At 45.7% G+C, this 25,249-nt stretch carries 31 protein-coding genes; 30 read left to right on the forward strand and 1 reads right to left on the reverse strand.

Annotated features, from left to right (window positions below):
* Positions 1–31: 31 nt before the first annotated feature.
* The 24 genes from der (at position 32) to ACRC6Q_RS07580 (ending at position 19,414) form a co-directional block, all read left to right on the forward strand.
* Positions 32–1,342: a ribosome biogenesis GTPase Der gene (gene der, locus ACRC6Q_RS07465; RefSeq protein WP_223632848.1), complete on the forward strand. Its 1,311-nt coding sequence runs from the start codon at positions 32–34 to the stop codon at positions 1,340–1,342.
* Positions 1,343–1,363: 21 nt separating this feature from the next.
* Positions 1,364–2,383 carry an NAD(P)H-dependent glycerol-3-phosphate dehydrogenase gene (locus tag ACRC6Q_RS07470; protein WP_223632845.1) on the forward strand — a complete coding sequence of 340 codons (1,020 nt, stop codon included), beginning with the start codon at positions 1,364–1,366 and terminating at the stop codon, positions 2,381–2,383.
* An 87-nt stretch (positions 2,384–2,470) separates the two neighbouring features.
* Entirely contained in the window at positions 2,471–2,674 is a 204-nt protein-coding gene (locus ACRC6Q_RS07475; RefSeq protein WP_223632841.1) for a DUF2768 domain-containing protein, read from the forward strand.
* 10 nt (positions 2,675–2,684) lie between these two features.
* Complete coding sequence (locus ACRC6Q_RS07480; protein ID WP_223632838.1) at positions 2,685–3,395, forward strand: hypothetical protein; 711 nt, start codon at positions 2,685–2,687, stop codon at positions 3,393–3,395.
* Positions 3,396–3,567: 172 nt separating this feature from the next.
* The gene (locus tag ACRC6Q_RS07485; protein ID WP_006829858.1) at positions 3,568–3,840 is read left to right on the forward strand and encodes an HU family DNA-binding protein; all 273 of its coding nucleotides are present in this window, start codon (positions 3,568–3,570) and stop codon (positions 3,838–3,840) included.
* A gap of 472 nt (positions 3,841–4,312) precedes the next feature.
* Complete coding sequence (gene folE / locus ACRC6Q_RS07490) at positions 4,313–4,897, forward strand: GTP cyclohydrolase I FolE (RefSeq protein ID WP_431466140.1); 585 nt, start codon at positions 4,313–4,315, stop codon at positions 4,895–4,897.
* 21 nt (positions 4,898–4,918) lie between these two features.
* Positions 4,919–5,140, forward strand: a complete 222-nt coding sequence (mtrB, locus tag ACRC6Q_RS07495; RefSeq protein WP_006829861.1) for a trp RNA-binding attenuation protein MtrB — start codon at positions 4,919–4,921, stop codon at positions 5,138–5,140.
* Positions 5,141–5,217: 77 nt separating this feature from the next.
* Entirely contained in the window at positions 5,218–5,994 is a 777-nt protein-coding gene (locus tag ACRC6Q_RS07500; protein ID WP_431466141.1) for a heptaprenyl diphosphate synthase component 1, read from the forward strand.
* A 5-nt stretch (positions 5,995–5,999) separates the two neighbouring features.
* Positions 6,000–6,698: a demethylmenaquinone methyltransferase gene (locus ACRC6Q_RS07505; protein WP_223632829.1), complete on the forward strand. Its 699-nt coding sequence runs from the start codon at positions 6,000–6,002 to the stop codon at positions 6,696–6,698.
* A 31-nt stretch (positions 6,699–6,729) separates the two neighbouring features.
* The gene (gene hepT, locus ACRC6Q_RS07510) at positions 6,730–7,695 is read left to right on the forward strand and encodes a heptaprenyl diphosphate synthase component II (protein ID WP_263298539.1); all 966 of its coding nucleotides are present in this window, start codon (positions 6,730–6,732) and stop codon (positions 7,693–7,695) included.
* An 85-nt stretch (positions 7,696–7,780) separates the two neighbouring features.
* On the forward strand, positions 7,781–8,227 hold the full coding sequence (gene ndk / locus ACRC6Q_RS07515; protein ID WP_008431013.1) for a nucleoside-diphosphate kinase: 447 nt from the start codon (positions 7,781–7,783) through the stop codon (positions 8,225–8,227).
* A 227-nt stretch (positions 8,228–8,454) separates the two neighbouring features.
* A complete protein-coding gene (gene aroC, locus ACRC6Q_RS07520; RefSeq protein ID WP_223632822.1) occupies positions 8,455–9,627 on the forward strand; it encodes a chorismate synthase in 1,173 nt (390 codons plus the stop codon).
* Between the two features lie 2 nt (positions 9,628–9,629).
* Positions 9,630–10,703: a 3-dehydroquinate synthase gene (gene aroB / locus ACRC6Q_RS07525; protein ID WP_223632820.1), complete on the forward strand. Its 1,074-nt coding sequence runs from the start codon at positions 9,630–9,632 to the stop codon at positions 10,701–10,703.
* Positions 10,703–11,086 (forward strand): chorismate mutase, encoded by a 384-nt coding sequence (gene aroH / locus ACRC6Q_RS07530; RefSeq protein ID WP_223632817.1) that lies wholly within the window; start codon positions 10,703–10,705, stop codon positions 11,084–11,086. The genes aroB and aroH overlap by 1 nt, the downstream gene beginning before the upstream one ends.
* Positions 11,083–12,171: a prephenate dehydrogenase gene (locus ACRC6Q_RS07535; protein ID WP_223632814.1), complete on the forward strand. Its 1,089-nt coding sequence runs from the start codon at positions 11,083–11,085 to the stop codon at positions 12,169–12,171. The genes aroH and ACRC6Q_RS07535 overlap by 4 nt, the downstream gene beginning before the upstream one ends.
* Positions 12,172–12,187: 16 nt before the next feature.
* Positions 12,188–13,471 carry a 3-phosphoshikimate 1-carboxyvinyltransferase gene (gene aroA, locus ACRC6Q_RS07540; RefSeq protein WP_223632811.1) on the forward strand — a complete coding sequence of 428 codons (1,284 nt, stop codon included), beginning with the start codon at positions 12,188–12,190 and terminating at the stop codon, positions 13,469–13,471.
* Between the two features lie 85 nt (positions 13,472–13,556).
* Positions 13,557–14,810, forward strand: coding sequence for a tetratricopeptide repeat protein (locus tag ACRC6Q_RS07545; RefSeq protein ID WP_431466142.1), 1,254 nt, complete (start codon positions 13,557–13,559; stop codon positions 14,808–14,810).
* 14 nt (positions 14,811–14,824) lie between these two features.
* Positions 14,825–15,385 carry a ReoY family proteolytic degradation factor gene (locus tag ACRC6Q_RS07550; RefSeq protein ID WP_223632805.1) on the forward strand — a complete coding sequence of 187 codons (561 nt, stop codon included), beginning with the start codon at positions 14,825–14,827 and terminating at the stop codon, positions 15,383–15,385.
* A 9-nt stretch (positions 15,386–15,394) separates the two neighbouring features.
* Positions 15,395–15,847: a DUF2487 family protein gene (locus tag ACRC6Q_RS07555; protein ID WP_223632802.1), complete on the forward strand. Its 453-nt coding sequence runs from the start codon at positions 15,395–15,397 to the stop codon at positions 15,845–15,847.
* A 140-nt stretch (positions 15,848–15,987) separates the two neighbouring features.
* On the forward strand, positions 15,988–16,491 hold the full coding sequence (locus tag ACRC6Q_RS07560) for a ubiquinol-cytochrome c reductase iron-sulfur subunit (protein ID WP_223632800.1): 504 nt from the start codon (positions 15,988–15,990) through the stop codon (positions 16,489–16,491).
* A 21-nt stretch (positions 16,492–16,512) separates the two neighbouring features.
* Positions 16,513–17,187 carry a menaquinol-cytochrome c reductase cytochrome b subunit gene (gene qcrB, locus ACRC6Q_RS07565; protein WP_223632797.1) on the forward strand — a complete coding sequence of 225 codons (675 nt, stop codon included), beginning with the start codon at positions 16,513–16,515 and terminating at the stop codon, positions 17,185–17,187.
* Positions 17,188–17,225: 38 nt separating this feature from the next.
* Positions 17,226–18,008 (forward strand): menaquinol-cytochrome c reductase cytochrome b/c subunit, encoded by a 783-nt coding sequence (locus ACRC6Q_RS07570; RefSeq protein WP_223632794.1) that lies wholly within the window; start codon positions 17,226–17,228, stop codon positions 18,006–18,008.
* A gap of 62 nt (positions 18,009–18,070) precedes the next feature.
* Entirely contained in the window at positions 18,071–18,682 is a 612-nt protein-coding gene (locus ACRC6Q_RS07575) for a DUF1405 domain-containing protein (protein ID WP_223632791.1), read from the forward strand.
* A gap of 54 nt (positions 18,683–18,736) precedes the next feature.
* Positions 18,737–19,414 carry a zinc metallopeptidase gene (locus tag ACRC6Q_RS07580; RefSeq protein ID WP_223632788.1) on the forward strand — a complete coding sequence of 226 codons (678 nt, stop codon included), beginning with the start codon at positions 18,737–18,739 and terminating at the stop codon, positions 19,412–19,414.
* A 41-nt stretch (positions 19,415–19,455) separates the two neighbouring features.
* On the opposite strand, the gene ACRC6Q_RS07585 is transcribed toward ACRC6Q_RS07580, so the two are convergent.
* Positions 19,456–20,322 (reverse strand): YitT family protein, encoded by an 867-nt coding sequence (locus ACRC6Q_RS07585; RefSeq protein WP_431466143.1) that lies wholly within the window; start codon positions 20,320–20,322, stop codon positions 19,456–19,458.
* 107 nt (positions 20,323–20,429) lie between these two features.
* On the opposite strand from ACRC6Q_RS07585, the gene ACRC6Q_RS07590 reads away from it, so the two are divergent.
* The 6 genes from ACRC6Q_RS07590 to ACRC6Q_RS07615 are packed head-to-tail and all read left to right on the forward strand — an operon-like array spanning position 20,430 to position 25,227.
* On the forward strand, positions 20,430–20,768 hold the full coding sequence (locus ACRC6Q_RS07590) for a nucleotide pyrophosphohydrolase (protein ID WP_223632783.1): 339 nt from the start codon (positions 20,430–20,432) through the stop codon (positions 20,766–20,768).
* Positions 20,765–21,565, forward strand: coding sequence for a 4-hydroxy-tetrahydrodipicolinate reductase (dapB, locus tag ACRC6Q_RS07595; RefSeq protein ID WP_223632779.1), 801 nt, complete (start codon positions 20,765–20,767; stop codon positions 21,563–21,565). Before ACRC6Q_RS07590 ends, dapB begins: the two co-directional genes overlap by 4 nt.
* Before the next feature lie 12 nt (positions 21,566–21,577).
* The gene (mgsA, locus tag ACRC6Q_RS07600) at positions 21,578–21,982 is read left to right on the forward strand and encodes a methylglyoxal synthase (RefSeq protein ID WP_223632776.1); all 405 of its coding nucleotides are present in this window, start codon (positions 21,578–21,580) and stop codon (positions 21,980–21,982) included.
* Positions 21,983–21,993: 11 nt separating this feature from the next.
* Positions 21,994–23,136 (forward strand): N-acetyl-alpha-D-glucosaminyl L-malate synthase BshA, encoded by a 1,143-nt coding sequence (bshA, locus tag ACRC6Q_RS07605; RefSeq protein WP_223632774.1) that lies wholly within the window; start codon positions 21,994–21,996, stop codon positions 23,134–23,136.
* The gene (locus ACRC6Q_RS07610) at positions 23,133–24,266 is read left to right on the forward strand and encodes a CCA tRNA nucleotidyltransferase (RefSeq protein WP_431466144.1); all 1,134 of its coding nucleotides are present in this window, start codon (positions 23,133–23,135) and stop codon (positions 24,264–24,266) included. Before bshA ends, ACRC6Q_RS07610 begins: the two co-directional genes overlap by 4 nt.
* A complete protein-coding gene (locus ACRC6Q_RS07615) occupies positions 24,244–25,227 on the forward strand; it encodes a biotin--[acetyl-CoA-carboxylase] ligase (RefSeq protein ID WP_431466145.1) in 984 nt (327 codons plus the stop codon). The genes ACRC6Q_RS07610 and ACRC6Q_RS07615 overlap by 23 nt, the downstream gene beginning before the upstream one ends.
* The last annotated feature ends 22 nt before the right edge of the window (positions 25,228–25,249 follow it).

Raw genomic sequence — 25,249 nt, forward strand, 5'->3', positions numbered from 1 at the left:
GGCATATCAGAAGTGGAAGGATGAATTTATTATGTCTAAACCGGTAGTAGCAATAGTAGGCCGGCCGAACGTTGGTAAGTCCACGATATTCAATCGCGTGGTAGGAGAACGGGTTTCCATAGTGGAAGATATTCCAGGAGTGACGCGTGACCGTATTTACAGCTCGGCAGATTGGCTGACACATGAATTTAACATTATAGACACAGGAGGCATCGATCTTCGTGACGAGCCATTCCTTGAACAGATCCGCCAGCAGGCAGAAATCGCCATGGACGAAGCGGATGTCATCATTTTCCTTGTCAACGGACGCGATGGTGTTACTGCACAGGACGAACAAGTAGCCAAAATTTTATACCGTACAAAAAAACCGGTCATTTTGGCCGTCAATAAAATCGATAATCCTGATATGCGCCACATGATCTATGATTTCTACACACTTGGAATGGGCGAACCCTTTCCGCTTTCAGGATCACACGGATTGGGGTTAGGGGATCTTTTGGACGAAGTAGCCAAAAACTTCCCGACAGACGATGAAGAAGAGTATCCGGATGACGTCATCAAATTCTCATTGATCGGCCGTCCGAATGTCGGCAAATCATCTCTTGTGAACTCATTCCTGGGTGAAGAACGCGTTATCGTCAGCGAAGTCGCAGGAACCACGCGCGACGCTGTTGATACTCAATATGAATACAATGACCAGCCATACGTTATTATCGATACGGCTGGAATGCGCAAAAAAGGGAAAGTTTATGAGACGACTGAGAAATACAGCGTATTGCGTGCTTTGCGTGCCATTGAACGCTCGGACGTTGTTTTAGTGGTCTTGAACGCAGAAGAAGGCATTCAGGAACAGGATAAAAAAATTGCCGGATATGCACACGAAGCCGGTAAAGCGATCATCATTATCGTCAACAAATGGGATGCCATCGAAAAAGATGAGAAAACCATGAATGTCATGACACGCAAAATCCGTGAGCATTTCCTATTCCTGGATTATGCACCGATCATGTTTGTCTCCGCAATCAGCGGCAAGCGTGTCCACAATATCTTGGAGATCGTCAACAAAGTAAATGACAACCATTCAAGACGTATCCAGTCGAGTATCTTGAACGAAGTAATTGAAGACGCAGTTGCCATGAATCCGGCACCTACGGATAAAGGCCGTCGTCTGCGTGTTTATTATGCAACTCAAGTGGCCATCAAGCCGCCGACATTCGTCGTCTTTGTCAATGAACCGGATCTGATGCATTTCAGCTATGAACGCTTCCTGCAGAACCGGATCCGCGAAAGCTTCGATTTTGAAGGAACTCCTCTTCGTCTGATAACGAGAGCGCGTACTTAAGGTAAAAGGTGGTTTTAGCTTATGGAAAAAGTTTCTGTTTTTGGAGCAGGAAGCTGGGGGACCGCATTAAGTTATGTATTGGCTCAAAACGGCCATGATTTATTGCTATGGACACATCGCCAGGAACAGGCTGATGAGATCAACCAGCATACAAACAAACGGTATTTAAAAGATACGCAATTGCCGGAGAGCCTGAAGGCGACGAGCGATTTGGCTGCAGCTGTCGAGCACGCGGATATTTTTGTCCTCGCTGTTCCGACGAAAGCCATCCGGGAAGTCTGCCAGGATATCAAAAGGAATCTGGATCGTAAGATTCTATTCGTTCACGTTTCCAAAGGAATTGAACCGGATTCACTAAAGCGGATCAGTGAAATGATCCGTGAGGAAATACCGGAACAATGGATTGAAGATGTGGTTGTATTGTCGGGTCCAAGTCATGCGGAAGAAGTGGTTCAGGAGCATCCGACTACTGTTACAGCGGCTTGCGAGAACACCGCAGCAGCTAATCGGATCCAGGATCTGTTCATGAACCATTATTTCCGTGTCTATACGAATACGGACGTCATTGGCGTTGAAATCGGCGGTGCTTTGAAGAACATCATTGCCTTGGCAGTGGGAATCACTGACGGTTTAGGTTTCGGCGATAATGCGAAAGCGGCCATCATGACACGCGGACTGGCTGAAATCGCACGGCTTGGCGTAAAAATGGGGGCAACCCCTTTAACGTTCTCCGGATTGACCGGAGTGGGTGACTTAATCGTGACCTGTACGAGTGTGCATTCGCGTAATTGGCGGGCAGGAAATATGCTCGGCAAAGGCAAGTCCCTCGACGAAGTGCTGGAAGAAATGGGCATGGTCGTCGAAGGGATCCGCACCACAAAAGCGGCTTATCAATTGTCTAAAGCATATGATGTGCCGATGCCGATCACTGCGGCGCTTTATGCAGTTCTTTTTGACAACGTGTCGACTGACGATGCGGTTGGAAAATTGATGGGACGCATGAAGAAGAACGAAATGGAAGATTTGATCAACTTGCTTTAATTGTCACAAAAGAAGAGGATGCTACAAGCTGACTCTTCTTTTTTTATGCTATACTATTGACTGAAACACTATGAAAGGCGGGCAATTATGAGTGCTTTAGACAAAATGTGGGTATCATTTGCTGGGATTGCTTTTTTGATGATTTCAATGGGCTTTATCTATTTAAGCAGATACAAACTGAAAAACGGCATCCTTAAATTTATTTTCGCGCTAGTTGCATACATCTTGCTGATTCTTGGATTCTTTATCATGATATTCACAGTATTCAGCGGCCCTACCGGCGGCGCATGAGGTGAGAAAAATGAAAAAAACATCAATGCTCATTCTGCTTCTGCTGATTTCTGCATTTTTGACAGCCTGCGGATATCCTCAAAGCGAAAGAGCTGAAAATCAGATTCCATATGAGGATCAACTGATTACAGTTCAAAATGCAGTAAATCAATACAGAGGAGCGACAGGTGGTTTGCTGCCGATCAAGACCCGGGAAATGGATGTTGATCAATACATCAAATACCCTGTCGATTTCTCAAAAATCGTTCCTGATTATACAGCAGAAGTACCAACAAACGCATTTGAAACCGGCGGTATTTTTCAGTATGTACTTATGGATGTTGAAGAAAATCCAACAGTGAAGTTGGTCGATCTACAGGCCGCAGAAGCGATAAGATCCGTCAATGTACGGAAAAGTGCCAACGGTGGACAAGCTCCGATTTCCGATATCCTTGCAGATAATGTCTATAAGTTCAACCACGAAGCGATGGGTTTTTCTGAGGAACCAACAGCCGTGAGCCCTTACAGCGGTCGTAATTTGCCGATGGTGATCACTGGCAGTGGGGATGTTTACATTGATTATTCGATGGATCTTTATTCTGCCCTTCAGGAATATGAAGGGGAGCTGGAACCAGGCCAGGATATCCGTTTTATCCTTTATGAGGACCATCCAGTGGTACCCGCTTATTCACTTCCTTACACAATAAACGAAGAAAATGAGCCGGTATTTTTAAACGAGTGAAAACATTGATTTGACGCGTTTTTGATAGAAATGACCGTTTTTTAGAAAGTTTTGTTAGTATTTGGTGGTTTTATTGAAAAAGCGGGCTGTTTGTTGTTGCTATGCGATTTTCGATGTGATACTCTTTTTACAGGATTGATGATTGCATCCCCTTTGAGAGGAGGTGAATAGCATGAACAAAACAGAATTAGTGAACTCTGTTGCTGAAGCAGCTGAACTTTCTCGTAAAGACGCTGCCAAAGCAGTTGACGCTGCATTTGAGACGATTCAAGACGCTCTAACTAAAGGTGAAAAAGTTCAGTTGATCGGATTCGGTAACTTTGAAGTACGCGAACGCGCGGCCCGCAAAGGACGTAACCCACAGACTGGCGCTGAAATCGAGATCGCTGCAAGCAAAGTTCCTGCATTTAAGCCAGGTAAAGCGCTTAAAGACGCAGTGAAGTAAGCTTTAGCCTCTGTACATAGGATGACTTTTGCGAGACACAATCTTGCAAAAGTCATTCTTTTTTTGAGTCAACAGTTTTGCGAAACACCTGTGCGTATGCTACGATTCATGTGAGAAAAGCGGAGACGATCGAGCAAAACCCGACGGGCATAAGACGGGCCGCCGAAGTGGCGCACTTTGCCACACAGGCGGAACGGCTTATGACCCCGAGGGTCTGGCTCCTGAAGCTAGACAATGAGAAAAGCGGAGGGAGCCGGTTAGACCCGACAGGCATAAGACAGACGAGCAGAGTGGCGTACTTTGCCGCGCAGCTGGGTTGACTTATGACCCCGAGGGTCTGGCTCCTGAAGCTAGAAAATGAGAAAAGCAAAAGCATTCCAGGAAAAACACAAACCACAGTTAAAAACATATCTGCCGGTAGCCATCCTGCTGCCATCCAAATAACGATTCGTCTTCAACAGGAGGAAACAGAATGATAGATGTGAAAGCACAGAAGGTAGACCTTGATAAAATAGAACAAGCTGTCTCGATGATTTTAGAGGCGGTTGGGGAAGACGTAAACCGAGAAGGATTAAAGGATACGCCTAAAAGGGTAGCTAAGATGTATGCGGAAGTATTTTCTGGATTAAAGGAAGATCCGAAAGAATATTTCAAAACCGTTTTTCATGAAGGTCATGAAGAACTGGTGCTCGTCAAAGATATTCCTTTCTACTCGATGTGCGAACATCACCTCGTTCCGTTTTTCGGAAAAGCGCATATCGCCTATATACCTCGCGATGGGGTTGTGACTGGGTTAAGCAAATTGGCCCGTGCGGTAGAGACAGTTGCAAAACGTCCACAGCTTCAGGAACGCATCACTTCGACGATTGCGGATTCATTGATGAAAACATTAAACCCGCATGGCGTTTACGTCATGATTGAAGCCGAGCATATGTGCATGACCATGAGAGGCATCAAGAAGCCGGGCTCGAAGACAGTGACAGCCGTTTCCCGTGGGATACTGGAAACCGATGACATCAAACGTTCGGAAGTCATCACTTATATCAATATGGACTAATACGGAAAAGCAGGTGTGAAAATGGCTCAGACAGAATACATTATTATCCGCGCCCAGGAAGATGGCGTGAATGTCATCGGATTGACGCGCGGCAACGACACAAAATTTCACCATACTGAAAAATTGGATAAAGGCGAAGTGATGATTGCCCAGTTTACGGAGCACACTTCAGCTATGAAAATCCGCGGTAAAGCGGAAATTCATTCTGCCCATGGTATCGTTGAAAGCGAAGCTAAAAAATAAACGATATTGGATGAAGGCAAGGCTTTGCCTGTGATATACTATTGTAGTATGGCTAAATCATGAATGGAGCAAGCAGTATGAAGGGACATCAAATACAATCGAAAATTATTTCCATGGAAATCGAGGTCTTGAATGCTGTACGCCAGCGGACACTCGACCAGTTTACAGATGGTCCATCCGTCAGAGAATCCCGTTTGTTTTTTTTGTTATTGCCTTTTTTTGACGGGAAAACTTGGTCTGCAGATGTCGAGTCCTCTGCAAAAACGGTTTCCATTGTCTATGCCGCTTTGCATGCCCATGATCAAATCAGAGAAGATGCACCTATCATCAAAGAGCAGCAATTGACCGTGCTTGCTGGTGATCTGTACAGCGGAATCTATTATCAGATGCTGGTGAATGCCAAGAATATTGCCATGGTCCAGCACCTGGCGTCCGCCATTATTCAAGTGAGTGAAAAGAAAACTTCGTTCTTTGAAGACGAAATCAGGCCGATAGAAGAAATAGAAGAAGCGATTACTATTATTGAAACTGAACTTTTAATGTCATTTTATACATTCTATGGCTATACCGAATACGCTCCAATCGCTGAACAGGCATTGCTGTATATACGCTACACAGATGAGCTGAAGCGGTTGCAATCCAAAAATTACACCCTTTTCCTTCGTGAACTGAACGCAAATCTTGTTCATGAAATTTATACCGAACATTGGTTGCTGGAAAAGCTGGATAGCCTGCATGGACAGATATTGGCGTCCATCGCTGATTGTTCACTGGATTATGAACTGGCACAATTTTTGCTCCATCAAATAACCCCGCACCAGCATAGAGCTGAGCAGCTGACCCGAGAAGGATGACTGATATGCCTAAAACAAAAGAACAAAGAGTCCACGAAGTATTTGAAAAGATTTCAGAGAACTATGACCAGATGAATTCAGTCATCAGTTTTCAGCAGCATAACAAATGGCGTGAAGATACCATGTATAAAATGCAGGTTCCCAAAGGTGCTGCAGCTATCGATGTTTGCTGTGGAACTGCGGATTGGACCATTGCGCTTGGAAAAGCTGTCGGTGAAACCGGTCAGGTCGTCGGCCTGGACTTTAGCCAGAACATGCTGAATGTCGGACATGAGAAAACCAAAGAGATGCCTCAAATCAAATTGATACAGGGAAATGCCATGTCACTGCCATATCCCGATAATTCATTTGATTTTGCGACAATCGGTTTTGGCCTTCGTAATGTTCCGGATTACCGCCAAGTCCTTTCTGAGATGCACCGTGTACTGAAGCCGGGTGGAATGATTGCCTGTCTGGAAACGTCACAGCCTGAGAACATTCTCTTCAAACCATTTTTCAGAGTGTATTTCCGTTTCATCATGCCAGTCTTCGGCAAGCTTTTCGCTAAAAGCTATAAAGAGTATTCATGGTTGCAGGAATCGGCAAAAACTTTCCCGGGCATGAAACAGCTGGCGAAACTGTTCACGGAAGTCGGATTTGAAAAAGTGAAGTACAAACCGTATACAGGAGGCGCCGCAGCCCTCCACCTAGGAATAAAAAAGTAAATTAGCGGGAGAAGGATTTTAAGTGGAAAAGATGAAGTTGAAATTGCTCTATTCCGACCTTAGACCGGAACTGGAAATGATCGAGAAGGAATTGGAACAGGCAGTGGATTCCAAATCTCTCCTTTTAAATGATGCGTCTCTTCATTTATTGCAGGCCGGAGGGAAAAGAATCCGACCTGTTTTTGTTTTGCTTGCAGGAAAATTCGGCGATTATGATATTGATGTCATGAAACGCGTAGCCGTGCCGCTCGAACTGATCCACATGGCTTCATTGGTCCATGATGACGTCATCGACGACTCGGAGATCCGGAGAGGCCAACCGACTGTCAAGGCGCAGTGGAACAACAGTGTAGCGATGTATACCGGAGATTTTATTTTGGCCCGTGCATTGGAACGGATAACTGAAATTGAATCTCCGCGTGTCCATGAGATTCTTTCGAAGACTTTGATTGAGGTTTGCCGTGGTGAAATTATTCAGATCAAAGACAAATACAAATTGGATCAAAATTTGCGGGATTATTTCCGCCGCATCAAACGGAAGACGGCTTTGTTGATTTCTTCGAGCTGTGAGTTGGGCGCGCTTGTTTCGGGAACTGATGAAAAAACTGCAGCGCATCTTCGCCGTTTCGGCTATTTTATCGGGATGTCCTTTCAGATTATCGATGATATTCTCGATTTCACCTCAACTGATGAAGAATTGGGAAAACCGGCGGGCAGCGATTTTATCCAAGGAAATATCACTTTGCCTATTTTGTGTGCGCGAAAGGATCCCGAAATCTATGCCATGTTGAAAGAAAATTTGAATAAGGAATTATCCACTGAAGAACGGTTGCGGATTGTCGAGACAATCCGTAAGAGTTCTGCTATCGAGGAAGCAAAAGCGATGAGCGAACGGTATTTGGAAAAAGCTTTGCGTGAACTTACATTCCTGCCGAAAGGGCGAGCGGTGAAAACAATGCGAAAAATTGCATTCTTTATCGGAAAACGGAATTTTTAAGTTGCCGGTTGACAAATGACTCGACAATGATAGTATTTTTTAAGGTGGGCAATAAGCCTGAGCTTTTAATAGAGGAGTGTTTACAATGGAAAAAACATTTTTAATGGTTAAACCAGACGGCGTTCAACGTAACGTAATCGGAGAAATCGTCGCACGTTTCGAGAAAAAAGGATATCATTTAGCAGGTGCTAAATTGATGCAGATCCCTACTGAATTGGCAGAAGAACATTACGGCGAGCACAAAGAACGTCCATTCTTCGGCGAATTGGTTGAATTCATCACTTCAGGTCCTGTATTCGCAATGGTTTGGGAAGGCGAAAACGTTATTTTGACTGCACGTCAAATGATGGGCGCTACAAACCCTAAAGATGCAGCTCCAGGAACGATCCGCGGCGACTTCGCAGTTACTGTCGGCAAAAACATGATCCACGGTTCGGATTCTGCTGAAAGCGCAGAACGCGAAATCGGCTTGTTCTTCAAAGAAGAAGAATTGGTTTCATACGAAAAAACAATGAACAGCTGGGTTAACTAATCCACTCTGATGAAAAGCAGCTCAGCTGCTTTTTTTTTTATATTTGCTGTTAGAGCCGTCCGGTTTTCGGGCGGCTCTATTTCATTTTGGAAATGAACAATTATTGAAGGTAAAAATTCTCAATTGATTGAAGTTTCACTTTATCTGATTTTCATATAGAATTGAAGAAATGCCTTATGGTATAGTGATACATAAATACTTTAGCACGTTGAAGGGAGAAAGCGTAAATGCGTTATTTAACAGCAGGAGAATCACACGGTCCGCAATTGACTGCCATCATAGAGGGATTGCCGGCGCAATTGCCTTTGACGGCAGAAATGATCAATAAAGAGTTGAAAAGACGCCAAGGCGGACATGGACGCGGAAGACGGATGCAAATCGAGAAAGATACGGTTGAAATTGTTTCCGGCGTTCGGCATGGCAAAACATTGGGCTCTCCTGTAGCTTTAGTCGTTGCGAATGACGATTGGAAACATTGGACTTCCATTATGGGCATTGAACCTATCGAAGAAACAGAAGAAGTGAAACGCCAAATATCGCGCCCACGTCCCGGACATGCGGATTTGAACGGTGGCATGAAGTATGGGCACCGGGATCTGAGAAACGTCCTGGAGCGGTCGTCAGCGCGTGAAACGACGGTCCGTGTAGCAGTTGGGGCAGTAGCCAAGCAGTTGCTTGCAGAACTGGGCATCAATATCGTCTCTCATGTAACCGAAATCGGCGGCATTAAGGTGAACCCGGAAAGTTACCTTGGGAAGTCGGCTGATGAAATCCGTGATATCGTTGAAAATGATGCAGTATATTGTGCAGATCCTTCCGTTACCAAACAAATGACGGATTTAATTGACCAAACCAAGAAGAATGGCGATTCCATCGGAGGAACAGTGGAAGTGATCGTAGAAGGCATGCCGGCAGGGATCGGAAGCTATGTCCATTATGACCGGAAGCTGGATGCCAAACTGGCAGCAGCGATTATGAGCATCAATGCCTTTAAAGGCGTGGAATTTGGTTTAGGATTTGAAATGGCCAGAAAACCCGGTAGTGAAGTGCATGATGAAATCCTATGGGATGAAGAACATGGCTATACGCGCAAAACCAATAATCTGGGCGGATTCGAAGGCGGCATGACAACTGGAATGCCGATTATTGTCAGAGGGGTCATGAAACCGATCCCGACATTATATAAGCCGTTAAACAGTGTGGACATCGAAACAAAAGAACCATTCCAGGCAAGCATTGAGCGATCTGACAGCTGCGCGGTTCCGGCAGCATCCATTGTTGCCGAGCATGTAGTGGCCTGGGAAGTTGCAAACGCATTGCTGGATCAATTTGATGCGGATCAAATGCCGCGTTTGGTCGACAACCTGAAAAATTATATGAATTACACGAAGGAGTTTTAAGCATGAAGCAATTGCGGGTCGAAGCTGATCAACCATATACAGTCCACATCGGTTCTGGGGTGTTCGATTTGTTTGCTGATGCATATCGTCCTTTGCTCGATGCGGCAGACCGTATTGTCGTCATAGCGGATGAACGGGTTGCAGAGCTTCACTTGCAGTATTTAATGGGTTTTCTGGCAGACTGGGATATCCGTGTCATGACGATCCCTGCTGGAGAAAACGCGAAATCTGTGGAGACCTTCATGGCCTGCCATAGCTTTCTGTTATCCGAAAACTGTTCAAGAAATTCATTGCTGTTGGCATTTGGAGGAGGAGCGACAGGAGATGTGGCTGGATTTGTCGCTTCAACGTTTATGCGCGGCATTCCGTTCATTCAGCTTCCGACGACGATTTTAGCCCATGACAGTGCGGTTGGGGGAAAAACAGCCATCAATCACGAGTTGGGTAAGAACATGATCGGCACGTTTTATCAGCCGAAAGCGGTTTTGTATGACAGCAAGCTGCTCACTACATTGCCACCGGGAGAAATTCGTTCTGGAATGGCTGAAGTGATCAAGCATGCTTTCATATCCAATGAAGAGTGGCTGGCAGAACTCTTGGCCATCCGTGATTTCGCGGATATTTCCCAAGAGGATCTGAATCGGCATTTGGAAAAAGGCATTGCAGTAAAAGCTGCCATCGTCGAAGAAGATGAATTTGAAGGCGGCGTCCGCAAATACTTGAATTTCGGCCATACTTTGGCCCACGCTTTAGAGGGGCATCTTGGTTACGGCAAAATTACGCATGGAGAAGCGGTGGTGTTGGGCATGGCCTACGCATTGTTGCTTTCAGGACACGAAAAATTGAATGAATTTATCCGATGGTCCAATGCAAATGGCTATCCGCTTCATTTATTGCGGGAAATTCAATTTGAAGCCTTATTGCCGTATATGAAAAAAGATAAGAAGTCCTCGAAAGGCGCGTTGAATTTTGTGCTGCTGGAGCAGACGGGCAAGCCTTTTGTAGAAAAAGTGGAAGAACAGCACGCCAGTAAAGCATATGGAAAATTAGTTTTACAGATAGGAGAAGTGATTTGATGATACGTGGAGTAAGAGGTGCAATCACGGTTTCTGCAGATCAGCCGGAAGAAGTCCTGAAAGAAACAAGACGGCTGGTTTTGGAGATGGCCAAAGAAAACAAAATCGAACCGGATCAGGTTGCTTCTGTCATCATTTCGACAACGACTGATATTTCTTCGGCTTTTCCTGCAAAGGCTGTCCGAACAATTGACGAGTGGAATTATGTACCGGTCATGTGCACGCATGAAATGGACGTTCCCGGCAGCATGCCTTTGTGTATACGAGTCATGATGCATGTCAATACAGAGCTTAGCCAACAGGAAATCCAGCATATTTATTTAAATGAAGCGACGAAACTACGCCCGGATCTGACGGCTAAAAGCCAGGTGAGTTCGACGTGACAACTCATATTTTAATCATTGGATTGGGCTTGATTGGCGGATCGCTGGCAAAAGCGCTTCAGCGCAATAGCGATGTTCATGTCGCGGGCTACGATGCTGATGCATTAACTGCAAGAAAAGCTTTTAAGATGGGCATAATACATAGTTCGCCTCCATCGCTTGAACAAGCAGCTTCTGAAGCGGATATCATCATTTTTGCTACGCCTGTTGGTGCCACAATTAAACTGATGGAACAAAGCAGATACTGGAATTTAAAAGATAATGTCATTTTAACGGATACAGGCAGCACAAAAATACAAATAATGGAAGCTTCGAAAAGTCTGGATCATATTTTTATTGGCGGTCATCCGATGGCTGGTTCCCATAAAAGCGGTGTAGAGGCTGCAAAAGACGTCTTATTTGAAAATGCTTTCTATATTTTAACGCCTGGTGATAAAACGGATGAAAAGAGTCTCCAGTTCCTAAAGAAATTATTGGCGGTGACAAAAGCGAAAATCGAAGTGCTGCCAGCTGAAGAACACGATCATATGACAGCGATCGTCAGTCATTTTCCGCACTTGATCGCTGCTTCGCTGGTCCATCAATTGGATCAGGAGGAGAAATTCCCTTTTGCCCGGCAGTTGGCAGCAGGCGGTTTCCGGGATACGACACGTATTGCTTCATCGAATCCGGAAATGTGGCGTGACATCACCACCCAGAACAATGCGATGATCGTCCAGCAATTAAGCAATTGGATGGAGCAGATGGATCAATTGAAAGATATGCTCGTGAAAAACGACCCTGAACCGATTGAGCGATTCTTTTCGCATGCCAAAACAGTACGCGACAAACTGCCGATAGCCGGACATGGAGCGATGTTCTCCGTATTTGATCTTTATATTGACATCCCCGATGTTCCCGGCAGTATATCGGAATTGACGGGCTATCTGGCAGAAGAACAGATCAGCATCGTCAATCTTCGGATTCTGGAAACGCGTGAGGATGTGTTCGGTATTCTCGTCATCAGTTTCCAAACTGCTGAAGACCGTGCCCGTGCACAGAAATGCATTTCGGCACGGACAGTCTATGATTCGTATATTTCCTGAAAGGACGGATAAGCCCATGGCAATATCGTTAACGTATAAAAAACCTTCCCTGACCGGCAGCATCAAAGTGCCAGGGGACAAATCCATCTCCCACCGTGCCATCATGTTCGGTTCGATGGCCACCGGGAAAACTACAGTTGAAGGCTTCCTGATGGGAGACGATTGTTTAAGCACCATCTCCTGCTTCAAAAAATTAGGCGTCGAAATTGATATTGCAGATGACCTGGTTACCATCCAAAGCGACGGGGAAGATTCCTGGAAAGAGCCTTCCGAGGTTCTGGACACAGGAAATTCAGGTACCACCACACGCCTGATGCTTGGTTTATTGGCGGGAACATCCTTCCATTCGATTCTGGCAGGCGATGAATCGATCGCCAAACGTCCAATGAAGCGAATCATCAATCCGCTACGTTTAATGGGAGCCGACATCCGTGGACGGATGGATGGCCAATACACGCCTTTAGCAGTTCAAGGAACCCAGTTGAAGGCAATTGACTATACCTTGCCAGTTGCCAGTGCTCAAGTGAAATCCGCGATTCTCTTGGCAGCACTGAAAGCGGTTGGCAAGACAGTCATCCACGAACCGATTGCGTCACGCGACCATACGGAAATCATGCTGGAACATTTTGGGGCTACAATTACGCGTGAAGATCACCAGATCAAGCTCGAAGGCGGCCAGAAGCTGACAGCAGCCCATGTAAAGGTGCCAGGTGACATATCATCAGCTGCGTTCATGATCGGAGCGGCTTTGATTACAGAAGACAGTAAAGTGACTTTGGAGAATGTCGGCATCAATCCGACTCGGACAGGCATTTTGGATGTGATTGAACAAATGGGCGCTTCTTTTGATTTGAAGGAAAACGATGCACAGGGAGAACGTTCGGCGGATCTGACCGTTTATTCCAGCAACTTGAAAGGGATTGAAATCGGCGGTGACTTGATTCCGCGGCTGATTGATGAAATTCCTTTGATCGCCCTTATTGCGACGCAGGCAGAAGGAACGACCGTGATTAAAGACGCTGAAGAGCTGCGGGTCAAGGAAACCGACCGAATTGCAGCCGTCGTCAAGGAATTGACGAAAATGGGCGCGGACATCGAAGCGACGGAAGATGGCATGATCATCCATGGACCAACAGCCTTGACCGGTGCTGAAATGACCTCTTACGGCGATCACCGCCTGGGCATGATGGCGGCAATCGGCGCTTTGGCGGCTTCTGGTGAAGTTGTGATTGATGATGCGGAATGTATCTCAATTTCCTATCCGAACTTCTTTGAACAATTGAATTTACTGACAAATTGACTCTCCTCTTGGAGAGTTTTTTATTATGATAAAGCGGTTCTTTCGTGTAGGATGAGAGTAAGAACGTGAAGGAATAGGTGATAATATGGCTAATATTGAAGAGATACAAAAAGCGGTGGAACAAGGGGATCCCGATCTCCTGAACACCTTACTGGATAAGTATTTGCTGCAGGGAGATCCTGATGAGCAATACGGTCTATCTGAATGGCTTGCAGAAATCGGCTTTGTGGAAGAAGCCATTAAGGTGCTGGAGCATCTGCAGTACATTTTTCCTGAAGAAGCACAGTTGATCATTGACCGGGCCAACCTGTTGATTGATGCCGATCGTGAAGACGATGCATTGAATGCCCTCATGGAAGTTCCGAAAGATGACGAGCTGTATGCTCAGGCACTCGTTACGCTGGCAGATCTGTTTCAGTTGCAGGGATTGCTTGAAGCAGCTGAGAATCGCTTGAACGAAGCGATAGAACTGATGCCGGATGAGCCGCTGCTGCAGCAGGCAAAAGCGGAATTGCTGCTGGATTCCGGACGCTATCTCGAATCGGCGAAAATTTATCAGGAATTGGAAGCGCAAAATATCGCAATTGAAGGCGTAAACTTTTCGGAGCGGCTGGCTGAAGTATACAGTGCAGGAGCTGCCTACGAAGAAGCCTTGCCGCATTATGAAAAAGCGTTGGAGGATCAGACGACGCCGGATGTTCTGTTCGGTGCAGCATTTGCCGCCTTCCAGACACGCCAATATGAAATGGCCGTCCGCCGTCTTGACGAATTGATCGACATCGATCCGGATTACTTTTCAGCTTATTTATTGAAGGCGCAAAGCCTGAATATGACAGAAGATTACCCGGCAGCCTATCAGGCCATAAGTGAAGGCATAGCCAGGGACGAATTCGACAAGGAATTGTATCTATTCGCTGGCAAGCTGGCCATGAAACTAGGCAAGGCAGAGGAAGGTGTTGGACATCTGCGCCAGGCAATTGCGTTGGATCCGGAGTATATGGAGGCCATCTACACGCTGGTGTCGTATTTCCATGCTGAAGAGTCGGATGAAGATGTGCTCGAGCTTGCAGAGATGGTGATCGAAAGCGGCGACGATTGGGCGGGACTTTATCCCATGATCGCTGAAGCCTATGAACGTGCAGAAAATTACGGGCAGGCAATTGTTTATTACGATAAGGCTTATCCATCCTTTAAAGAGGATGCAGGCTTTCTGAAAAAGTATGCCTTATTCCTGATAGAAGAAGGAAAAAGAGAGGCCGCTCTCGAAATTATTAAAGAGCTGCAGGTATTGGAACCCGATAATCCAGAATGGTTCGACTGGCAGCAGTCGTTTGAATGAAAGGAGGAAATTTCATGACCGCTTCAGTATCGATTGGTGAAAAAAAGCAATTCGTCCGTTGGTTTCTGCAATCTTACAAGATGAAAAGACGTGAATGCATTTGGATTCTTAATTATATGTTGAGCAACGAAGAGCTGCTTGAAAAAACCCATTTTGTTGAAGAAGCGCATTATTGTCCACGTGCAATGGTCATGTCCTCTACTGAATCGAAAGAAATTCCGTTTCGCTTCTATAAAGGGAATCTGATGACAGCGGATGCGGAAAAGTCGTTTCATGATCTGCGGTTGAATCCTGATGATGATTTGTACGTTCAATTGAATTTCCCGAATATACCTCCACCAGCGCTGTATTTATCCGTGCTGGAAGAAAATCCGTATGTACCTAAAAACGCTTCGATCAATGAACAGGATCGCCTGATAGCGGAGAAGATTCTCGAAGAGAGTATGTCGATTTTTCAGGAAGAAACCATTCACAAACAAATTGATGAGGCACTGGATGCCAATGATCGTGACCGTTTCTTCGAACTGTCAGCGATGTTGCAGGCATTCAAAACCTTGAAAAAAGATGGAGAGTGAAAAAGTGTTATGCATTTTATCGGAAAAGAAATGGATCAATATTTAAGCCAACAAGACTATGTGGATACGGCTGTAGTGCCGCTCTTGCAATTGGATTTAAGTGCTGCAGGCATGAAGTCCAGTGCAGGCGCTTCTGAATACCTGCAAACCTTAACGGCATTATTGGAAAAGCAATTTAAAGGGCGGATCCTTTTGTTTCCGCCCGTTTCTTATGCCAAAATAGCGAATCGGCAGCGAATTGCGGATGAGCTATCGGAAGAAATGCAGCATACCAAGTTCAAACACGTCTTTTATCTGACCACGGATTCGGATTGGCGGACGATCGACAGCCTGAAAAATGTTTTGTGGCTGCCTGCGATTCCGATTGAAGATATGGACCAATCCTTCAAGAAATCGGTCATGGAAGACCAGTTGAGACAGGTATTGCCGCTATTTACGAAAGAATGGTCACATCATTCATGAAATGTTCACAAACTGTGTGAATACGCTGAATGCGATATTGACCTAAAGATTTGATTGATATATCATTAGGTTGTCCTAGTAATTATATTTGAATGAGTATGTCCATTGGACTGACCTTGAATGTTAGAGGGGGGAAAAGGATGAGTAATAATCGTGTATCACGACGTCAATTTTTAGGCTACACTTTAACTGGTGTAGGCGGTTTTATGGCAGCAGGAATGTTGATGCCAATGGTTCGTTTCGCGGTAGACCCGATACTTCAGCAACATGAAGGCGGAGATTTCGTTTTAACTGATCAAGCTGCAGCTGATATTACTGAAGAGCCAGTACGTGTCGACTTTGCTTTCGAACAAACGGATGCATGGTACGTATCTGAAGTAACGAATTCAGCTTGGGTGTATAAAGAAGGCGATAAGTTAATCGCGCTTTCACCTGTCTGCAAACATTTAGGATGTACAGTGAACTGGGCGGGAGATCCAGAAAACCCGACACAATTCTTCTGTCCATGCCACGCAGGCCGTTATGAGAAAAACGGACAGAACATCGCAGGAACACCACCGCTTGGGCCACTGGATGAGTACGAAGTACAAGAACAGGATGGCTTTGTAGCGATCGGTGCAGTAAGACAAAACACACTAGTTTAATAGTTAGGGGGTACGACACCAGTGCTAAACAAGTTATATGATTGGGTTGATGAGCGATTAGACATCACGCCTATCTGGCGTGATATTGCTGACCATGAAGTACCTGAGCACGTAAACCCCGCACACCACTTTTCAGCATTTGTATATTGTTTTGGAGGACTAACATTTTTCATTACAGTAATTCAAATCTTATCCGGTATGTTCTTAACCATGTATTATGTACCAGATATTGAAAATGCTTGGCAGTCGGTTTACTATCTTCAGAACGAAGTCGCTTTTGGAGAAATTGTGCGTGGGATGCACCACTGGGGAGCTTCTCTTGTAGTAGTTATGATATTCCTTCATACACTGCGGGTATTCTTTACAGGTTCTTATAAGAAACCTCGTGAGTTGAACTGGGTCGTGGGCGTTATGCTATTTGGCGTAATCCTTGGATTGAGTTTCACAGGTTACTTGCTTCCATGGGATATGAAAGCTCTATTTGCAACAAAAGTTGGGATTGAAATTGCAGCATCTGTACCGGTTATCGGACAATCAATCAAGATTCTATTGGCTGGGGATTCAACAATCCTTGGTGCACAGACTTTGACACGATTCTTCGCTATCCACGTCTTCTTCTTGCCTGCGGCTTTGCTTGGGTTGCTAGCTGCTCACTTTATCATGATCAGAAGACAGGGTATTTCAGGACCGCTATAATTCATTCTGCAACAAGGATTTATTAAGGAGGGAACACTATGCATCGCGGAAAAGGGATGAAATTTGTAGGGGATTCGCGTGTTCCGAGTATGGAATTCCGTAAGCCGAATGTTCCTAAAGATTACTCCGAATACCCTGGTAAAACAGAAGCTTTCTGGCCGAACTTCCTTTTGAAAGAATGGATGATCGGTGCAGTCTTCTTGATCGGTTATTTGCTTTTGACCGTCGCTCATCCGTCGCCTCTTGAAGGTCAGGCAGATCCGACCGATACAGCTTATATTCCTTTGCCAGACTGGTATTTCTTGTTCTTATATCAATTACTGAAATACGAATTCGCTTCCGGACCATTCAACGTGGTTGGTGCCATCATCGTTCCAGGACTTGCTTTTGGAGCTTTAATGCTGGCTCCATTCTTGGATCGCGGACCGGAAAGACGTCCTTCTAAACGTCCATTGCCAACAGGCTTCATGCTTCTTGGTATCGCTTCTATCATCTTCCTTACATGGGAGTCAGTAGCCAACCATGACTGGGAAGCTGCTGAAGCGCAAGGGCAGATTACAGAGGAAGTTGAAATTGATACAGCTGACCCAGGATATGAAATATATTCTGGAGCAGCGTGCATCAGTTGCCATGGCGACAATCTGGAAGGGGCTGTTGGGCCAACACTTGTTGGAACTGGCTTGTCTCCTGAAGAAATCGCTGACATCGCTGTCAATGGTATTGAAGAAGGCGGAGCACAAACGATGCCACCTTCATGGGACGGAACAGATGAAGATCTGCAAGTCCTGGCTGAATTTATTTCAGGCCTTGAAGCTGAATAATAAAAAAGAAAAAAAGAGCCGGGAAACCGGCTCTTTTTTTCTACCCTGAAAGGAAGAAATTGATGCTATCCTTTGCAATTAAGATATCTGCCTGGCTGATGTACCGACCGTTTTTGATCCTGCTTTTCTTCATTAATTTAGGTGGTACGATATACGGATACATATGGTATGGCTGGCAACTGAAAATCACTGAGCCAATTTTTCTGATTTTTGTACCTGACAGTCCGACAGCGAGCCTGTTCTTTACGATAGTGCTGGGGCTGTGGATAGTTGGCAAGCGGAGCAGACTGTTTGAAGCGTTGGCCTTTGTCACATTGATCAAGTATGGCTTATGGGCAGTTGTCATGAACTTGCTGACATTGTGGGAAACGGGTTCAATCGGCTGGATCGGCTGGATGCTGGTCGCTTCCCATTTTGCAATGGCCCTCCAAGCGGTCCTGTATATCGAACATTATCGCTTTGGCTGGTTCGCTGTTGCGTTGACCGCCATTTGGACCTTGCATAATGATGTCATCGATTATGTCTTTGGCCAAATGCCTATTTACAGTACCTTGAGTGAGTACAGCAGCCAAATCGGCTACTTCACTTTCTGGTTATCAATAGCTTGTGTCGGCTTTGCCTTTTATGTGGCTTATTTGAATAAATCACAATCCGTTTCAGTTGACCAATATTGACTATCCCAAGTAAAATAGGGGTATCAAGCAGAAAGAAAGAGGTGTCGGTTACACATGGGTGGATATATCCTATATTTTATCCTTTTACTGATCATCCCGATTTGGGCTCAATTTAAATTAAAAAGAACATATGGTAAATACTCGAAAATCCGTTCTACTTCTGGCCATACTGGAGCACAGGTGGCACGTACGATTCTGGATGCCAATAATCTTCAGGATATTAAAGTTGTGGAAAGCCGCGGTATGCTAAGTGACCATTATAATCCATTGACGAAAACTGTTGCTCTCAGCAGCCATAATTATCATGAAGCTTCCGTCGCTGGAACTGCAGTTGCGGCTCACGAAGTCGGACATGCCATCCAGGATGCAGAAGACTATTCGTTCTTGCGCCTACGTCATCGTATGGTGCCGATCGTTAACATCTCATCGAATATGTCATGGGTCTTCATCATGATCGGTTTCTTCTCCGCTTGGAGCGGAGCGCTATTGATCGGGATCATCCTATTGGCAGCAGGTGTGGTTTTCCAATTAGTGACCTTGCCGGTAGAATTCAACGCCTCCAACCGGGCGATGGACCAGTTATTGTCGCATAATATCATCCGCAATGACGAAGAACGCCATGCGAAAAAAGTGTTGAGCGCCGCTGCGATGACCTATGTTGCAGCTACTGCAGTTGCAGTTCTTGAACTTGCCCGATTGATTTTAATCTATACAAGTATGAACCGCTCATAAAAAAAACGGCCCATAAAAATGGGCCGTTTTTTCTATGTCCATCAGCCGATCGGCTGCTTTTCTTCATCGAGGGTAAAGCCTTCGCCCATCACGTCATGAACTTCCATCAAGGATACAAAAGCGTGGGGATCGACGGAGTTGATGATGTTCTTCAGCCGCACAATTTCATTTCTGGCCACGACGCAGTACAGGACTTCACGTTCTTCTTTGGTGAAATGGCCATAGCCGCGCAGAATTGTGATGCCCCGGTCCATTTCTACTGAAATCCGGGTGGCGATCTCTTCCTGTGAGTTTGAGATGATCAATGCACCACGTCCAGAGTAGGCACCCTCCTGTACAAAGTCAATGACGCGGGCACCGACAAAAACCGCAACCAATGTGTACATCATGGAGCGATGGTCAAGGAATGTCAGCCACGACAGCATAATAACGCCGGCATCAAATAGGAACATTGTTTTTCCCATGCTCCAGCCGATATATTTCTGCGTCAGGCGTGCGATAATATCAACACCGCCTGTTGTTCCGCCAAAACGGAAAATAATTCCGAGCCCCACTCCCACAAACACACCTGCAAACAGTGCCGCCAGGAATAAATCATCCTGCAAGTTGATTTGGATTTCGTAGATCAGGAAAATTTTCAGAAACACCGAAACGGCTACTGTTCCGATAATGGTATACAGAAAAACTTTTCTGCCGAGAAGCTTCCAGCCGATAAAAAACAGAGGAATATTCAAAAGCAGGTTCATCAATGCCGGGTCCCAATTGAATATGAAATATAAAATCAATGTAATTCCGGCAAAACCGCCTTCCCCCAATTCGTTTTGGATATTAAAGTGGACAAACCCAAAACTGTAGATGGCGGCGCCGAGAAGGATGAAAAAGATGTTTTTTATTTTTAATTCGTTCAATTTAAATAAACCCCTTTCGTGCAAATCAACTTCTGTATTATCGTATAAATAATGTATTTTGACAACATCATCAGTTTTCTTTACGATTGACTGAGGAGTGTGATGAAATGAACGGAGACAAAACCATGAAACAGCTGCAGCAGGACGTTGACAAGTACATTGGACAATATAAAGAAGGCTATTTTCAACCGATGGAAATGATGGCTCGGATGACAGAGGAGTTAGGTGAACTTTCCAGAGAAGTCATGCATGAATACGGACCGAAAAAGAAAAAGAGTACAGAAGAGGTAAATAGCATCGAAGAGGAAATGGGAGATGTTCTGTTCGTCTTGATTTGTATGGCAAACTCGATGGACATCGACCTGGCACAAGCACATGACCGGGTAATGGAGAAATTCGCCAGCCGAGACAAAAACCGTTGGACTAGAAAGGATGAAGACAAATGACGATTCGCGTGGCAATTGCAGGAGCAAGAGGGAAAATGGGCAAAGAAGCCGTACATACAGTAATGGACAATCCGGAAATGGAGCTGGTATCTGTTCTGGATTATAAAGATGTCGGAAAGACATTGGCAGACACGAATTTATTTCCTTCTTCTTATACCGTTCCGGTCTTTACAGACCTTAAAGAGCTTTACTCAGAAACCGAACCGGATGTGCTGGTCGATTTGACCACTCCTGAATTTGTATACGAGCATACGAAACAGGCTCTGGAATTGAACATCCGTCCGGTTGTTGGAACGACGGGCTTTTCAGATGAGCAGCTTGAGGAATTGACGGCATTATCAAGAGACTCGAAAATCGGCTGCATCATCGCCCCGAACTTTGCGGTTGGCGCGGTTTTGATGATGAAGTTTGCAGAGCAGGCAGCCAAGTACTTGCCGGATATCGAGATTATTGAAATGCATCATGACCAAAAACTGGATGCCCCTTCCGGAACGGCGATGAAGACGGCCCACTTGATTTCGAAGGAACGTCCAATTCATGAGCAAGGGCATGTCCGCGAAAAAGAGACGATTGCCGGCGCACGGGGTGCCAAATATGATGGTATGCGGATCCATAGTGTCCGATTGCCTGGATTAGTCGCCCATCAACAGGTTCTACTCGGAGGGGATGGACAGCTGTTGACGCTTCGCCACGATTCGTTTAATCGAGGATCGTTTATGTCAGGCGTCGTGTTATCCATTAAAACGGTTATGGAAAAAGAAGAACTGATTTATGGCTTGGAACACATAATCGTTTAAGGGGGAAAAAATATGAAAATCGCTTTAATAGCCCATGATCGCAAAAAAGACGACTTAATCCAATTTGTTACCGCGTATCAGCCGATACTCGCTCAGCATACGCTTTACGCTACCGGTACAACTGGACAACGGGTAATTGACGGAACCGGTCTGCCCGTCATCCGTTTCCAATCCGGCCCTCTTGGAGGAGATCAGCAGATAGGGGCGATGATTGCCCAGAATGAAATGGATATGGTCATCTTCTTCCGAGATCCTTTGACTGCCCAACCGCATGAGCCGGACGTGACTGCATTGATCCGTCTATGTGATGTCTACGGTATTCCGTTGGCAACCAATATGGGGACCGCTGAAGTGCTTCTGAAGGGGTTGGAGGAAGGGTTTGTCGACTGGCGCCTGCTAGGAGAACGAAGAGGATAGGAGAGAATATTGTGCGAAAAATGAAAATCGGCATCACCTGCTACCCGACAGTTGGGGGATCGGGTGTCATTGCCACGGAATTGGGAAAAATGCTGGCGGAAAAAGGGCATGAAGTGCATTTCATCACCTCCAGCACCCCTTTCCGCCTGAATAAAACATATGCAAATATCTATAGCCATCAAGTGGAAGTGAATACCTATTCGGTCTTCCAATATGCGCCGTATGATATCGCATTGGCGACAAAAATTGCAGAAGTGATCAAGAATGAGGAGCTGGACTTGATGCATGTCCATTATGCGATTCCCCATGCGGTTTGTGCCATTCTCGGACGGGATATGGCTGGCTCCAATATCGGGATTGTGACGACTCTGCACGGGACGGACATCACTGTATTGGGTTCTGATTCTTCATTGAAAGAATCGATCCGTTACGGCATCGAAAAGTCGGATATTGTCACGGCCGTTTCAGATTCATTGAGGGATCAGACCTATGATCTGATCAACCCCGATAAAACAATCGAAACTGTCTATAATTTCGTTGATGAAAGGGAATACTTTCCTCAGGATTCCTCGAAACTAAAAAGTGAATTGGGCATTGATGCAGATGAAAAAGTGATGATCCATGTTTCGAACTTCCGCAATGTCAAGCGCGTACAAGATGTTGTCGAGACCTTTTCACAGGTTCGCCGTCAGTTGGCCTGCAAACTCCTGTTAGTAGGAGATGGACCTGAAATGGGTAGGATCATCCAGCAGGTGCGTGAACTCGGACTGGATGATGATGTATTGTTTCTTGGGAAACGGGAAGGCCTCGCCGAATTCTATAATATCAGCGACATCAAACTCCTGCTTTCTGAAAAAGAAGCATTCGGTCTGGTTCTGCTGGAAGCTATGGCGTGCGGTGTGCCGGTGATTGGCTCCAATATCGGCGGCATGCCCGAGATTATCGAGCCAGGCATAAACGGCTACCTTGTCGAATTGGGAGATACGCAGAAAGCAGCTGATTATGCAGTCCGGATGTTGAGTGATGAATCGCAACTGGAGAAACTACGGCAAGGTGCTCTTAAAACGGTATCCGAGCGTTTCCATTCCTCCAAAATTCTGGAGCAATACGAAGCTTTATATGAACAATTGCTGCCAAAGGATGAAGAACAATGAAGACGGCGATCAAAGTCATTGGCGTTTTACAAAAAGCCGGATTCGACGCCTATATGGTCGGTGGGGCCGTCCGGGATTTTCTGCTCGGAAAAACGCCCCACGATATTGATGTTGCTTCCTCGGCTTCACCACAAGAGGTGAAATCGCTCTTCAAACGGACAGTCGATACGGGAATCGAGCACGGCACTGTGCTGGTGCTGATCGAGGGAGAAGGCATCGAAGTGACGACATTCCGGACCGAAGGCGATTATTCCGATAACCGCAGACCGGATTCAGTTGAATTTGTCCAATCCCTTGATGAAGATTTGAAACGCCGTGATTTCACCATCAATGCAATGGCGATGACGGAAAACCTCGACGTCATTGATCCATTTGGTGGAAGAGATGATCTCGACAACCGGCTTATCCGGGCAGTAGGCGATCCGGATGCACGTTTTCAGGAAGATGCCCTGCGTATGCTGAGAGCGGTGCGTTTTTCAGGACAACTGGATTTTGTTATCGACAAGGAGACGTTGGATTCCATCCAGCGCCATGCTGAATTGATCAAAGAGATTGCCGTCGAGCGTCTGAAATCGGAAATCGATAAAATTCTCGTCAATTCGTTCACCGAAAAAAGTATGGCTTATCTTTCGGATACACGGCTGACGGATTACCTGCCCGCCGGCAATCTGTTCAAAGTGGATTGGAGCCTTTACCAAACCAATGGCAAAGCGGTTTTTGGCTGGATTTATCTCTTGCATAAAAGCAATCATTCATTTACAGAAATACGGGATTATCGCTTCTCGAATGATGACAAACGGCTCATTCAAAAAAGCCTGGAAGTGGCCCGTTTGGAATTTTGGGATCAATGGACATTTTATCAGTATTCAACCGAGCAATTGGAGATGGCTGCGCGGATAACCGGAAAAAGGCTAGATCCTACAGAAGCTAAAGAGCAATTGCCCATCCAAACAAAATCCGATCTCGCAGCGAGCGGCAGGGAGCTGATGGAGTGGAGCGGAAGCAAATCAGGCCCCTGGCTGAAGGAATGGATTGAAAAACTGGAAAAGCTCGTTGTTTATGGAGAATTAAAGAATGACAAAGAACTCATAAAGGACTGGTTTGTAAATGAATATAACCGTCACGCATAAATTAGCGAAGCGATTGATCGAGTCGAACGGTGAAGCCGTGTCGGGGCAGCAACTGGCAGACGAGTTCGGCATTTCCAGAACAGCAATCTGGAAACACATCAAAGACCTTGAAGAAAAGGGCTATATGATTGAATCGGTTAAGAAAAAGGGCTACCGCATCCTTTCTATGCCGGATACACTGGAACCGCTTGCCATTCACCCGGGATTGAAGACCAAACAGATCGGCCAAAAAATTGAATACATCGAAAGCTGTCCGTCCACTCAAATCATCGCCCATCAGCTGGCGCAAGAAGGCGCGCCAGACGGCACGGTGGTACTTACGGAAGCCCAAACAGCCGGTCGGGGAAGGTTGGCCCGCAAATGGGATTCAGCAGCAGGGAAAGGTGTCTGGATGAGCATTATCCTGCGTCCGGATGTAGTACCCCAAAAAGCCCCTCAATTTACACTTGTCACTGCAGTTGCAGTAGTCAGAGCCATCGAAGAAGTGACCAAGCTGCAGCCGAAAATCAAATGGCCGAATGACATTTTGATGAACGGTAAAAAATGCACAGGTATCCTGACTGAACTTCAATCGGATGTGGATGGCATTCAGGCATTGATCATCGGCATCGGATTGAACATCAATCAGGAAAAAGAGGATTTTGACCCAGAAGTGCAGGATATCGCCACTTCTCTGAAGATGGAAAACGGAGAGTTCGTCAGCCGCCAAAAATTGGTCCAGTCCCTATTATATTATCTGGAAATCTATACGCAGATGTATATTGAAGAAGGCTTCGGGATGCTGAAAGTCATGTGGGAAAGCTACTCGACCACCATCGGCCACCCGGTTCGCGCGCGGATGACCAACCAGACGCTCGAAGGCATCGCAGAAGGCATCACCGATGACGGTGTCCTCCAGTTGCGGACAGCGGACGGCAAACTTCACGGCATCTATTCAGCGGATATCGAAATGGCCGATTAAAGGTGCTGGATTCATTCTAAAT

Origin of the sequence: Planococcus sp. SE5232, assembly GCF_050686535.1 — a bacterium.
Taxonomy (GTDB): Bacteria; Bacillota; Bacilli; order Bacillales_A; family Planococcaceae; genus Planococcus.

Excerpts from the sequence above, each read along its gene's own strand:
- aroH (WP_223632817.1), top strand. The coding sequence starts at position 10,703 with ATGATACGTGGAGTAAGAGGTGCAATCACGGTTTCTGCAGATCAGCCG.
- ACRC6Q_RS07555 (WP_223632802.1), top strand. The coding sequence starts at position 15,395 with ATGCATTTTATCGGAAAAGAAATGGATCAATATTTAAGCCAACAAGAC.
- ACRC6Q_RS07475 (WP_223632841.1), top strand. The coding sequence starts at position 2,471 with ATGAGTGCTTTAGACAAAATGTGGGTATCATTTGCTGGGATTGCTTTT.
- aroC (WP_223632822.1), top strand. The coding sequence starts at position 8,455 with ATGCGTTATTTAACAGCAGGAGAATCACACGGTCCGCAATTGACTGCC.
- ACRC6Q_RS07500 (WP_431466141.1), top strand. The coding sequence starts at position 5,218 with ATGAAGGGACATCAAATACAATCGAAAATTATTTCCATGGAAATCGAG.
- mgsA (WP_223632776.1), top strand. The coding sequence starts at position 21,578 with ATGAAAATCGCTTTAATAGCCCATGATCGCAAAAAAGACGACTTAATC.
- ACRC6Q_RS07480 (WP_223632838.1), top strand. The coding sequence starts at position 2,685 with ATGAAAAAAACATCAATGCTCATTCTGCTTCTGCTGATTTCTGCATTT.
- folE (WP_431466140.1), top strand. The coding sequence starts at position 4,313 with ATGATAGATGTGAAAGCACAGAAGGTAGACCTTGATAAAATAGAACAA.
- aroB (WP_223632820.1), top strand. The coding sequence starts at position 9,630 with ATGAAGCAATTGCGGGTCGAAGCTGATCAACCATATACAGTCCACATC.
- ACRC6Q_RS07570 (WP_223632794.1), top strand. The coding sequence starts at position 17,226 with ATGCATCGCGGAAAAGGGATGAAATTTGTAGGGGATTCGCGTGTTCCG.
- mtrB (WP_006829861.1), top strand. The coding sequence starts at position 4,919 with ATGGCTCAGACAGAATACATTATTATCCGCGCCCAGGAAGATGGCGTG.
- ACRC6Q_RS07485 (WP_006829858.1), top strand. The coding sequence starts at position 3,568 with ATGAACAAAACAGAATTAGTGAACTCTGTTGCTGAAGCAGCTGAACTT.
- ACRC6Q_RS07545 (WP_431466142.1), top strand. The coding sequence starts at position 13,557 with ATGGCTAATATTGAAGAGATACAAAAAGCGGTGGAACAAGGGGATCCC.
- ACRC6Q_RS07505 (WP_223632829.1), top strand. The coding sequence starts at position 6,000 with ATGCCTAAAACAAAAGAACAAAGAGTCCACGAAGTATTTGAAAAGATT.
- ndk (WP_008431013.1), top strand. The coding sequence starts at position 7,781 with ATGGAAAAAACATTTTTAATGGTTAAACCAGACGGCGTTCAACGTAAC.
- ACRC6Q_RS07580 (WP_223632788.1), top strand. The coding sequence starts at position 18,737 with ATGGGTGGATATATCCTATATTTTATCCTTTTACTGATCATCCCGATT.
- ACRC6Q_RS07610 (WP_431466144.1), top strand. The coding sequence starts at position 23,133 with ATGAAGACGGCGATCAAAGTCATTGGCGTTTTACAAAAAGCCGGATTC.
- dapB (WP_223632779.1), top strand. The coding sequence starts at position 20,765 with ATGACGATTCGCGTGGCAATTGCAGGAGCAAGAGGGAAAATGGGCAAA.
- ACRC6Q_RS07470 (WP_223632845.1), top strand. The coding sequence starts at position 1,364 with ATGGAAAAAGTTTCTGTTTTTGGAGCAGGAAGCTGGGGGACCGCATTA.
- der (WP_223632848.1), top strand. The coding sequence starts at position 32 with ATGTCTAAACCGGTAGTAGCAATAGTAGGCCGGCCGAACGTTGGTAAG.
- ACRC6Q_RS07615 (WP_431466145.1), top strand. The coding sequence starts at position 24,244 with ATGAATATAACCGTCACGCATAAATTAGCGAAGCGATTGATCGAGTCG.
- aroA (WP_223632811.1), top strand. The coding sequence starts at position 12,188 with ATGGCAATATCGTTAACGTATAAAAAACCTTCCCTGACCGGCAGCATC.
- ACRC6Q_RS07560 (WP_223632800.1), top strand. The coding sequence starts at position 15,988 with ATGAGTAATAATCGTGTATCACGACGTCAATTTTTAGGCTACACTTTA.
- ACRC6Q_RS07590 (WP_223632783.1), top strand. The coding sequence starts at position 20,430 with ATGAACGGAGACAAAACCATGAAACAGCTGCAGCAGGACGTTGACAAG.
- ACRC6Q_RS07575 (WP_223632791.1), top strand. The coding sequence starts at position 18,071 with ATGCTATCCTTTGCAATTAAGATATCTGCCTGGCTGATGTACCGACCG.
- hepT (WP_263298539.1), top strand. The coding sequence starts at position 6,730 with ATGAAGTTGAAATTGCTCTATTCCGACCTTAGACCGGAACTGGAAATG.
- ACRC6Q_RS07550 (WP_223632805.1), top strand. The coding sequence starts at position 14,825 with ATGACCGCTTCAGTATCGATTGGTGAAAAAAAGCAATTCGTCCGTTGG.